The 10,121-nt window shown below is 68.3% G+C and carries 9 protein-coding genes and 1 pseudogene; 6 read left to right on the top strand and 4 right to left on the bottom strand.

Going from position 1 to position 10,121, the window contains the following annotated elements; genetic code table 11:
• Nucleotides 1-35 precede the first annotated feature (35 nt).
• From ACWCQM_RS09205 to ACWCQM_RS09225, 5 genes and pseudogenes are all read left to right on the top strand, one after another.
• Nucleotides 36-1,214: an oxygenase MpaB family protein gene (locus ACWCQM_RS09205; protein ID WP_450914658.1), complete on the top strand. Its 1,179-nt coding sequence runs from the start codon at nt 36-38 to the stop codon at nt 1,212-1,214.
• A gap of 74 nt (nt 1,215-1,288) precedes the next feature.
• A pseudogene (locus ACWCQM_RS09210) lies at nt 1,289-1,591 on the top strand (hypothetical protein); the annotation flags it as partial.
• Between the two features lie 67 nt (nt 1,592-1,658).
• On the top strand, nt 1,659-2,303 hold the full coding sequence (locus ACWCQM_RS09215) for a SecDF P1 head subdomain-containing protein (RefSeq protein ID WP_450914659.1): 645 nt from the start codon (nt 1,659-1,661) through the stop codon (nt 2,301-2,303).
• Between the two features lie 501 nt (nt 2,304-2,804).
• A complete protein-coding gene (locus tag ACWCQM_RS09220) occupies nt 2,805-3,989 on the top strand; it encodes a zinc-dependent alcohol dehydrogenase (RefSeq protein WP_450914660.1) in 1,185 nt (394 codons plus the stop codon).
• Between the two features lie 280 nt (nt 3,990-4,269).
• Entirely contained in the window at nt 4,270-5,748 is a 1,479-nt protein-coding gene (locus ACWCQM_RS09225) for an aminotransferase class I/II-fold pyridoxal phosphate-dependent enzyme (RefSeq protein ID WP_450914661.1), read from the top strand.
• A 47-nt stretch (nt 5,749-5,795) separates the two neighbouring features.
• Here ACWCQM_RS09225 and ACWCQM_RS09230 read toward each other — a convergent pair whose 3' ends face one another.
• The 4 genes from ACWCQM_RS09230 to ACWCQM_RS09245 all read right to left on the bottom strand — a co-directional run bounded on the left by ACWCQM_RS09230 (nt 5,796) and on the right by ACWCQM_RS09245 (nt 9,140).
• Nucleotides 5,796-6,194 (bottom strand): VOC family protein, encoded by a 399-nt coding sequence (locus ACWCQM_RS09230; RefSeq protein ID WP_450914662.1) that lies wholly within the window; start codon nt 6,192-6,194, stop codon nt 5,796-5,798.
• Between the two features lie 208 nt (nt 6,195-6,402).
• Entirely contained in the window at nt 6,403-7,002 is a 600-nt protein-coding gene (locus ACWCQM_RS09235) for a flavodoxin family protein (RefSeq protein ID WP_450914663.1), read from the bottom strand.
• Nucleotides 7,003-7,088: 86 nt separating this feature from the next.
• Complete coding sequence (locus ACWCQM_RS09240; RefSeq protein ID WP_450914664.1) at nt 7,089-7,973, bottom strand: SDR family oxidoreductase; 885 nt, start codon at nt 7,971-7,973, stop codon at nt 7,089-7,091.
• A 120-nt stretch (nt 7,974-8,093) separates the two neighbouring features.
• A complete protein-coding gene (locus ACWCQM_RS09245) occupies nt 8,094-9,140 on the bottom strand; it encodes an NAD-dependent epimerase/dehydratase family protein (RefSeq protein WP_450914665.1) in 1,047 nt (348 codons plus the stop codon).
• 438 nt (nt 9,141-9,578) lie between these two features.
• Here ACWCQM_RS09245 and ACWCQM_RS09250 point away from each other — a divergent pair, with 438 nt between their 5' ends.
• Complete coding sequence (locus ACWCQM_RS09250) at nt 9,579-10,118, top strand: cysteine hydrolase family protein (protein ID WP_450914666.1); 540 nt, start codon at nt 9,579-9,581, stop codon at nt 10,116-10,118.
• Nucleotides 10,119-10,121 lie beyond the last annotated feature (3 nt).

The raw sequence follows: 10,121 nt of genomic DNA on the forward strand, positions 1-10,121 counted from the left end.
GAGGACGACCCTCACCCTTCCCAAGGAGCCCTGCCATGGCCGCCTTCACCGAGGCATCGATGAACGCCTTGCGCCACACCGGTGACGAACTCGCTGACGCCACCGTCGCCACACTCTTCGAACGGGGTGAGGTGGGGAAGTTCAACACGCTGATGCGCTACGTCTCCACGGCCGGCGCGCCCCTGCCGGACGGACTCCCCGATGTCGCCCGGGAGTATCTGGAGGCCACCGGCGCGCCCCCGGCCTGGGTGGACTGGGGCGAGATGGAGCGGGCCAGGCTCTTCTTCATCGACAACAACGTGCACATCGCCACCGCCCTGTCCTTCGCCTCCATGCCCGCCTGCTATCTCGTGCCCCATGTGGCGAAGCTGCTCTCGGCGTCCCACGGACTCGCGTATCCCTCCAAACGGATGGCGGAGACCGGCCAGTTCACGGTCCATCTGATGCAGCCGGACGCCTTCGAGGCGGGCAGCCGCTTCATCCCCGCCGCCCAGAAGGTCCGGCTCCTCCACGCCTCCATCCGCCACCATCTGAAACGCGAGGACCGCTGGGACGCCGACGCGCTGGGTACGCCGATCTGCCAGGAGGACATGATCGGCGGGCAGATGTTCTTCTCGATGCTCGTGCTGGACAGCCTGCACCGCCTCGGCATCCACATGTCGGAGGAGGGCGCCGACGCGTACTACTACGCCTGGCGGGTGGTCGGCGCGATGCTCGGTGTCGATCAGGAAGCGGTGCCCGGATCACTCGACGAGGCACGGCAGTTTCTCGACCTCTACATGCTCCGGCACATGGGACCCTCGGCGGAGGGCGTCCACCTGACCCGTCAGCTCATCGACCTCTACGAGGAGGTCGTCCCCGGCACCCTCTTCGACCCGATCGTCTCCGCGCTGATCCGCCACCTCGTCGGAGACACCTGCGCCGACTGGCTCCAGGTGCCCCGCACCAGCTGGGACACCCTGGTGAAGGCCGTGCCGCACCTCCTCGGCGTGATGGAGACCATCGAGGACCGGTCGCCCCTCGCCGCCTGGGCACTGGACCGCGTCGGCCATCTCACCACCTTCCTCGAGCTGTCCTCCCTCACCCGTGGACGCGTCATGCACTACGCCGTCCCCGAGCAGCTCAGGAAGGAGTACGACGTCTCCGGCGCGGTGCCTCGGACCCGTCGGTGGGTTCCCCCCTCCGCCACGGTCGCCGGACGCCCCACGGACTGACGTGGCGCGGGCAGGATGAGGCGCGACCGGCCGGGGTATTGCTCCCCCGTCATCGTGCGACGGGGGAGCGACATATGCGGTGGGGTACGCCCGAGACGATACGTCCGGGCCTGCGCGTGGGACGGTTCACGGTGCTGGCCGAGCTGGCGAGCGGCGGCATGGGCCGGGTGAATCTGGCCCGGTCGCCCGCGGGCCGCACGGTCGCGCTGAAGACACTGATCACGGACAGCGCGGACGACCGCAGGCGGTTCGCTCGCGAGGTCGAATGCGCGCAGCGGGTGCGCGGGGTGTACACGGCGAGTGTCGTCGACGCCGACCCCGGCGCCCCGGTGCCGTGGATGGCGCAGGAGTACGTGCCGGCGCCGTGCCGCGATCAGCCACATCGACGACGGCCCGGCCTCGCCCGGCTCCGCCGGAGCAGGGCCACGGGAACGGACGAGACCCGTGGCCCTGCCGGACGCCACGCCGCGGCTCACCGGCCTCCCGGGAGGCGGCGCGCCCGCGCGGGGCCGTCGGCTGGGCCTGCTCGGGGGCGCCTTGGCCGGGGCGGCCACGCTGACCGGGCTGCTGGTGCTCCGCCCGTGGGAGGGCTCGGGGGCGGCCGGGGCGGGCTCCCCCGACCTGCCGGTGCGCATTCTCGAGGTGGAGAGCGAACTGCTCGGGGTCTGCCCCGACGGCAAGGCGTCGTCCGCGGTTGTCGTCGCCACACCGCAGCCCACGGTGCCCCCGGGCCGGGCCTTCACCTCCGACGACCGCAATCTGTGCGTGGTCGTCTCCACCGCGCCCGGGATGACGGTGAACGGGTTCAGGAACGTCACGGCCTTCGAGGACGTGGAGGAAGGCGGGCGGCGCAGCTGGTCGGTGCGGGTCGCCTTCAAGGAGAAGGACGCGAAGGCATTCGCCGAACTGACGGGCAAGGTGGCGGTCCGCACCCGTCCCACCGACGCACTGGCGGTCGTCCAGGGCGACGACAGGCTGCTCGTGAGAGTCGGGATCGACGGTGCCATCACCGGTGGCGAGGCAACGATCGCCACACGGCTCAAGAAGAACCAGGCGGCCTTCCTCGCCAGCGCACTGGGGGCCCGGTGACCGGAGGCGCGGGGCCAGGCGCACGGGGGCGGTGAACGAGCAGCACCTGCGACAGCCTCATGCTCCCCCGCCTGGTCCGGTGCAATGCATCCGCGGAATTGCGGAGCCGAAGCGTGCGGAATGAGGAACTGGAGTCTTTTGCCGTCGCCCTCCATGGCGTTCCTCCCCCGACAGCCCTCAGGTTCAACGTAGATCACCGGAATCGAAACCGGTCGGCGCCCCGCACCCGGCGACGGGCATCGACGGCCGGACAACACGGTCACCTATGCGCGTGGATGTCGCGACATCGGACGGTGAAGCGGCTGAATGCCGCCCTTGCGAGTGATTCCACACTCAGTACCGAAGGCCAGGGCGCCCACCCGAGTGCGTATCCCCGCTTCGGGGGCCCGTTACAGGGAACTCGGAACAGGGCAAGGAAAACAGAGATCAAGAGACGCGCCCGTGCAACAGGTCGCGCAGTCGAATCTCACATCTCCGAAGTGCCTCTCGAAAGGTTGCATCGTGCGCGCATTGACCTGGCAAGGTAAACGGGACGTACGGGTGGAGACCGTCCCGGATCCGCGAATCCAGGAGCCGACGGACATCATCGTCCGGATCACTTCCACCGGTATCTGCGGATCGGACCTGCATCTGTACGAGGTCCTGGGGCCCTATCTGGACCCGGGAGACATCCTCGGTCACGAGCCCATGGGGATCGTGGAGGAGGTCGGAGCCGATGTGACCTCGCTCGCCCCGGGGGACCGAGTCGTCATCCCCTTCAACGTCTCATGCGGGCACTGCTACATGTGCGACCGGGGGCTGCACTCCCAATGCGAAACCACACAGGTCCGCGAGCACGGCACAGGCGCATCGCTCTTCGGCTACACGAAGCTGTACGGCCAGGTACCCGGCGGCCAGGCGGAGTTGTTGCGCGTTCCTTTCGGAGACAGCCTGCCGATCAAGGTTCCGCACGGGCCGGCGGACGACCGGTTCGTCTATCTCTCCGACGTGCTGCCGACCGCTTGGCAGGCTGTGGAGTATGCCGCGATCCCACCGGGCGGAAGCGTGACTGTCCTGGGGCTCGGGCCCATCGGCGCGATGGCGGCGAGGATCGCCCGGCACCGGGGCGCCGAGCTGGTGGTGGGCGTCGACCTCGTCCCCGAACGCCTGTCCCGCGCCGCCGCTGACGGAGTGACCTGTCTCGATCTGCGTCGGCACGGCAAGAACATCGGCGACGCCATCCGCGATCTCACCCATGGCCGGGGCACCGACGCGGTCATCGACGCCGTCGGCATGGAGGCACACGGCGCCCCCGTCGCGAAGGCCGCCCACGGGGCTGTGGGACTACTGCCCGACGCCTTGGGGCAACGACTCATGGAAACGGCGGGAGTCGACCGCCTGACGGCATTCCGGGCTGCCATCGACGTCGTACGCAGGGGCGGCACGATCTCGGTCTCCGGCGTGTACGGCGGAGCGGCCGACCCCCTGCCGATGCTCACCATGTTCGACAAGCAGATTCAGCTTCGAATGGGACAGGCCAACGTCAAGCACTGGGTCGACGACATCCTCCCGCTGCTCACCGACGGGGACCCGCTCGGCGTGGACGACTTCGCGACGCACAGGCTCCCGCTCGAGGAAGGACCGCAGGCCTACAAGACCTTCCAGGACAAGCAGGATGGAATGATCAAAACGCTGCTGGTGCCCTGACGGCCCGGAAAGCCGGCGGAGGAGCTGAGGGCGGTGACCGGGTATCGCCCGCGACCCGGCCCGCGCCGTGCCAGATGGCCGAGGCGCCGCGGCGGGAGACCGGTTCCCACCAGGTCTTTGACCGCTGGCGGATCACTTCACTGACCAGTGCGAGCTCGCTCCGGCCCGGGGTCGCGAGCGTCGAGACAACGCTCGCGAACCCGGCCGCCTGTCGCCCGAACACCCATGCTGTCTCCGGGCCGGCCTCGCCCTATTCGCCTCCACGTACTGGAACCTCACCATGGACCACACGAAAGCACCCGTTCTGGACGCACTGCGCGCCTACCAGGCACAAGACCAGCTGCCCTTCACGCCGCCCGGCCACAAACAGGGGCGTGGAGCTGATCCTCGGGTCCGAGCCGTACTGGGAGACTCACTCTTCGACGCAGACATGCTTGCGGTGTCGGGCCTGGACGACCGTACGCAGTCACAGAAGGTTCTGGAGCGGGCGGAAGAGCTGATGGCCGACGCCGTCGGCGCCGAGCACACGTTCTTCTCCACGTGCGGCAGTTCGCTCTCCGTCAAGGCTGCGATGCTGTCCGTCGCCGGCCCGCACGAAAAACTCCTGGTCGGGCGCGACGCACATAAATCAGTCATCTCCGGCCTGATCCTCGCCGGCATCCGCCCGGTGTGGGTCGACCCCCAGTGGGACCCTGACCGGCATCTCGCCCACCCGCCGGCCCCCGAGGCCTTCCGGGCGGCCCTCGAACAGCATCCGGATGCCCGGGGCGCATTGGTCACCAGCCCCACCCCTTACGGAACCTGCGCGGACATCAGAGCGATCGCGACCCTGTGCCACGAACGCGGGCTGCCATTGATCGTGGACGAAGCGTGGGGTGCTCACCTGCCCTTTCACCCCGAGCTGCCCACCTGGGCCATGGATGCGGGTGCGGATATCTGCGTCACATCAGTCCACAAAATGGGCTCGGGGCTCGAGCAGGGATCCGTGTTTCACCTGCAGGGCGACTTGGTCACCGCCCCGACGCTCGCTTCCCGCGCCGACCTGCTGGATACGACCAGCCCCTCGGTTCTCGTCTTCGCGGCCCTCGACGGCTGGCGCCGCCAGATGGTGGAAGGCGGCCACGAGCTTCTGGACGGAGCGCTCCGCAGGGCTCGCCGCGTACGGGCTGCCATCGAAGGCATCGACGGCCTGCACGTCAACGATCGGGAGGACTTCTGCGGACCCGGGCGCGCCTTCGACCTGGACCCCTTGCAAGTCTTCATCGACCTGAGCGGAGTCAGGTTCAGCGGATACGACGCCGCGGACTGGCTGCGCCGAAACCATCGCATCAACCTGCACACGTCCGACCACCGGCGCGTCAATGCCACGCTCACCCACGCCGACGACGACACGACCATCACCCGGCTCCTGAACGGCCTGCGTGACCTCGTAGCCAGAGCCGACGAGCTGCCACCAGCCCCGACCATCCGTATCCCGGCCCCCGGTGACCTCCGTCTCCGTCAGGCGACACTGCCGCGCGACGCCTTCTTCGGCGACGTCGAGCAGGTCCCCGCGGACCAGGCGGTCGGCCGGGTCTGCGCGGAGATGCTCACGCCCTACCCTCCGGGGATCCCAGCCGCCGTACCCGGCGAACTGCTCGACCAAGCCGCGGTCGATTACCTGCGGACCGGCGCCGACGGAGGGATGCTCATTCCCGACGCCGCCGACAGCACGATCGGCACGATTCGCGTGTCCGTGCACGACGTCGACGCGGACTGACCCGCCCAGGTCGGGCAGCGCGGGAGGGGCAACTGCTCTCCGCACGCTCACAAGGCAGGCCCGCCGCTCCCGCTGGGGGCATGGCTGAGGTCCACCACGCACATGAGGTTTCCCTCGGTGTCGGCAAGGACGACGAAGTCGGGTTCAGGCGGGTAGAGGTCCCAATCGACAACTCGAGCCCCGAGGCCGACCAGGCGAGCCACCTCCTTGCGCTGTTCATCGACCGTATCCGTGAAGAGATCGAGGTGGAGGCGCGGACGGGGCTCGGCCGGCGAACTGCTGGACATCAGGCCGAGGGCCCGGCCGGAGCCGTCTCGATAGCTGAGGGTGCGCCATGTACTGCTCTGCCACTCCGATGTGGCGACCAGATTCAGCGCCGCAGTCCAGAAGGCCGTGGCGCGGGGGAGGTCGCTCACGCCCAGGACAGGAAATCCGAGTCTCAGCATGAGGGAATCCCAGGGGCCTTCCCCTCGGACAGGGGAGTCGGGTGCGTTGACGGGTGCGCGGCTTCAGTGCTGGACGTCTCGGGGCGGGAGCCAACTCTGCTGGTGCCCCACGTGGCGTCGCCGCCAGCCCGTTCGGTTGCGTCGTTGTGACTCCGCAGCGCACTTCGGGGCGTGGCGCACCGGTTCGCCCCACTGGTCCCGAGGCACATCAGGATGCCGGGTAACGCCGGTCGGCGAGGAGGCGGGCCATATGGGTGGCGTTGGCCGCGAGTGCCGCAGTCGTCGAAGCGACAGCGCTGGGCGTCTCGTCCAGGTCCTGGTAGTCGGTGCCATGCATGGCTTCACCGACCCAGTACGTGACCGCTCCGGGTGCCAGGGAGAAACCCACATCGTTCAGCCCCTGGAAGACGTCGGCGCTCACCTTGTGCGCGCCGTCCTCGTTGCCGACGACGGCCACTGCGGCGACCTTGCCGTAGGTGTGGGGGCGCCCTTGGTCGTCAGTCTCGGAGGATTCGGCGTTCAGCCGCTCCAGGACCCGCTGGCAGATGCTGGAGGGATGTCCGAGCCAGATGGGGGTGGCGATCACAAGGATGTCTGCCGCGATGATCTTCTCCCGCAGGGCGGGCCACGCGTCCCCGCTGCCCATGTCCACACCGATCCCCGGACGCACGTCGTGGTCGGCGACCCTGATGATCTCGCCTGATACGTCATGCCGCGCGAACTGCGCCATGACCTGCTCGGCGAGATGGTGGCTGCTCGAAGGGGCGGGCGAAGCGTTCAATGTGCAGACCAAGGCGACGGCGCGCATGAGGATTCTCCGTAACTGTGGGGGCAGGGGGTGGCCCGGCGGACGGGGCGTGGCGCATGGCTGCGGGGAGCCGGCGCCTCCTCACCTCAGGGGAGCGGCGTGCCGCCTGTGGCGTTCATGATCTCGCCGGTGATGAACGAGGCGTGCATGGACGCCAGGAAGACATAGGCGGGCGCCATTTCGGCCGGCTGTGCGGGGCGGCCCAGGGGGCTCTGCTTGCCGAACTCGGCGGTGTCCGGCAGCGTCGCCGGGATGAGAGGTGTCCAGACGGGGCCAGGAGCGACGGCGTTGACGCGGATGCCATCAGCGGCCAGCATCTGGGCGAGACCCTGGGTGAAGGTGACGATCGCCCCCTTGGTCATCGCGTAGTCGAGCAGATGGGGACTCGGCTTGTACGCCTGAACCGAGGTGGTGTTGATGATCGACCCGCCGGCCGGAATGTGCGGGAGGGCGGACTTGCACAGCCAGAACATCCCGTAGAGGTTGGTGCGCACCACCCGGTCGAACTGCTCGGTGGAGATGGCGGAGATCCCGTCGGGTTGCGACATCTGGTAGGCCGCGTTGTTCACCAGGACATCGATGCCACCGAACTCGGAGACCGCGCGATCCACGAGCGTGCTGCACTGTGTCTCGTCCCGAATGTCACACACGACGGGTACCGCACGCCGGCCCGCGTCCTCCACCAGGCGGACGGTCTCCTGGGCCTCTGTCTCCTCCTCGGGGAGGCAGGTGAGAACGACGTCCGCTCCCTCGCGTGCGAAGGCCAGCGCGACCGCGCGCCCGATACCCGAATCACCGCCGGTGATTACCGTCCGTCGCCCCTTGAGGAGACCCGAACCCCGATAGGACTCCTCGCCGTGGTCGGGCGGGGGATCCATCGGGCCGGTCCACCCCGGATGCGCCTGGTCCTGCTGAGGAAAGTCGGGGCGAGGATGCAGCTCGTTGGGGTCCTGCGGTTGTTCACTCTTCATCAATTTGTCCCTTCTCTGGAGAGCTGGTGCGAATGTCTCCTGATGGCAGATCGGGCATCTTAAAGCCGGCCGGACGAGGCACCTCGGCCCGCGGATCCCACCCGTACCGGTGGCCCCCGCTCAGCCGATCTTTCGGCCGGCCAGTGGCGCGGTGTCCTCGCCTGCGCCCGTGCGGACGCCGCGCAAGAAGGAGTTCAGCGCGTCATCCGCCGTTCGTGTGGGCTGCCACCCCAGTACGTCGTGGGCACGGCCCGAGTTCAGCACGGGGAGCCTCAGCACCGCGTCGAACAGGTGCGGCGAGGCGGGCACGGCATGAGCCCGCCATGCGGCCGCCAGCGCGGCACGCACCAACACCCTCGGCATTCGTACGATCCGGGCGCCGAACAGCTCCGACAGTCTGTGCGCGTCAATGACCGGCTCCGCAGCCAGGTTGAACGGGCCGTGCGCGTCGCCGAGTACGGCCAACCGGTAGGCATCGGCGGCGTCGTCGGTGTGGAGCACCTGGAAACGCAGCCCCGCCAGGTCGGGCACGAAGGGCAGCAGATCGGGCCGCAGGAGGGGGCCTGGGGCGTAGCGGCCGGCAAAGATCCGCCGCTGTTCGGGGGCAGCGGCCTCCTTGAAGAGAAATCCTGGCCGCATTCGGACCACCCGAACCTCGGGGTTCCGCAGCTCGAACGTGTCGAGGACCCGTTCCAGGTAGGACTTCTCCCGGCAGTAGGCCGCATCCGGCCAGCCGTGCGTGGGCCACTCCTCGTCCACGCCGGGATCGTCCTTCGGGCCCGGGGAGTAGGCACCCACGGAAGAGGCGTGCACGAGCGCGGGTACGCCGTTCCGTGCTGTGGCTTCGAAGACGCGCTGGGAACCCAGCACGTTGCTCTGCCAGGTCACGACAGGATCGTGAGTGGGCTGGAAACGCCATGCCAGATGGATGACGGCATCCGCGCCGCTCAGCAGACCGTCGAGCCGTCCCTCGCTGTCGGCCCGGGACAGATCGACGGCTCCCCACTCCACCTTCGGGAGCTCCAGCGCGGGCTTTCTCCGGGCCAGCCCCAGGACCGATCCGATGCCCGGGTCCGCAGCGAGCGCGCGAACCACGCTGGTTCCGACGTTGCCGGTGGCACCCGTGACGACAATCCGCTTGCCCGGGTGTCGACTGCTGTTCTCCACGAGGAGCTGCCTTCTTTCGTCGCTGTGCGGATCTCAGGGGGCAGGCAGATTTCTGATCAGGCCCTCGCCCCCTGCCGAAAGGGCCGGCACGCCTTCGGGCTCATCTCCGCGGCGGGCGGCGGGCGGCGGGCGGCGGGCGGCGAGGGAGTCCGTCTCCAGCGGAACACAGTCGACGAGCAGCGGCATCCGATCGTCCACCCAGCGCTTGTCGTCGGTCCGGCACCCAGGGAGCACGACAGCCAGATCGCGAAAGTGCGGGCCCGGGGAGCTGTCCACCGGACCGTCTCGCCTCTCCGGGTCGGTGAGTACGCGCACAGCCCGCTCCGCCCAGCCGCCGAAAATTTTCCGCCAAGCCTCCCGGGTTCCCGCCACCCCTTTCGCGAAACGCGGAAAGTCCCGTCGGCGGGACACGACCAGCTCCTTTGCGATGATGAAACCATGAGGAACAGCGCTCTCATCGTCATCGACATGATCAATTCATACGACCATCCCGACGCGGACCTGCTCGTTCCAGCCGTGCGCACGGTGCTCCCTCACGTGACACGCCTGATCGCCCAGGCCCGTTCCGAGGACGTTCCGGTCATCTACGCGAACGACAATTTCGGAGAATGGCGATCCCATCACGGAGAGATCATCGAGAAGGCTCTCGCGGGGGGTGAAGCGGAGCTGGTCGAACCCATTCTGCCGGACGACGCGTCTCTTTTCGTCATCAAGGCCCGGCACTCGATTTTCTACGAGACACCGCTCAGTTACCTGCTTTCCCAGCTGGATGTCGATCATGTCGTGCTCTGTGGCCAGGTGACGGAACAATGTGTGCTGTACTCAGCCCTCGATGCTCATATCCGGCATCTGCGTGTCACAATCCCCAAGGATGCTGTAGCGCACATTCACAGCGACCTGGCCGACGCAGCCATCCGCATGATGGAACGCAATATGGGGGCCGAAATCATCAGTGCCCCCGACGAGGTCACCTTCTGACAT

The sequence above is a fragment of the Streptomyces sp. NPDC002125 genome, from assembly GCF_053593715.1.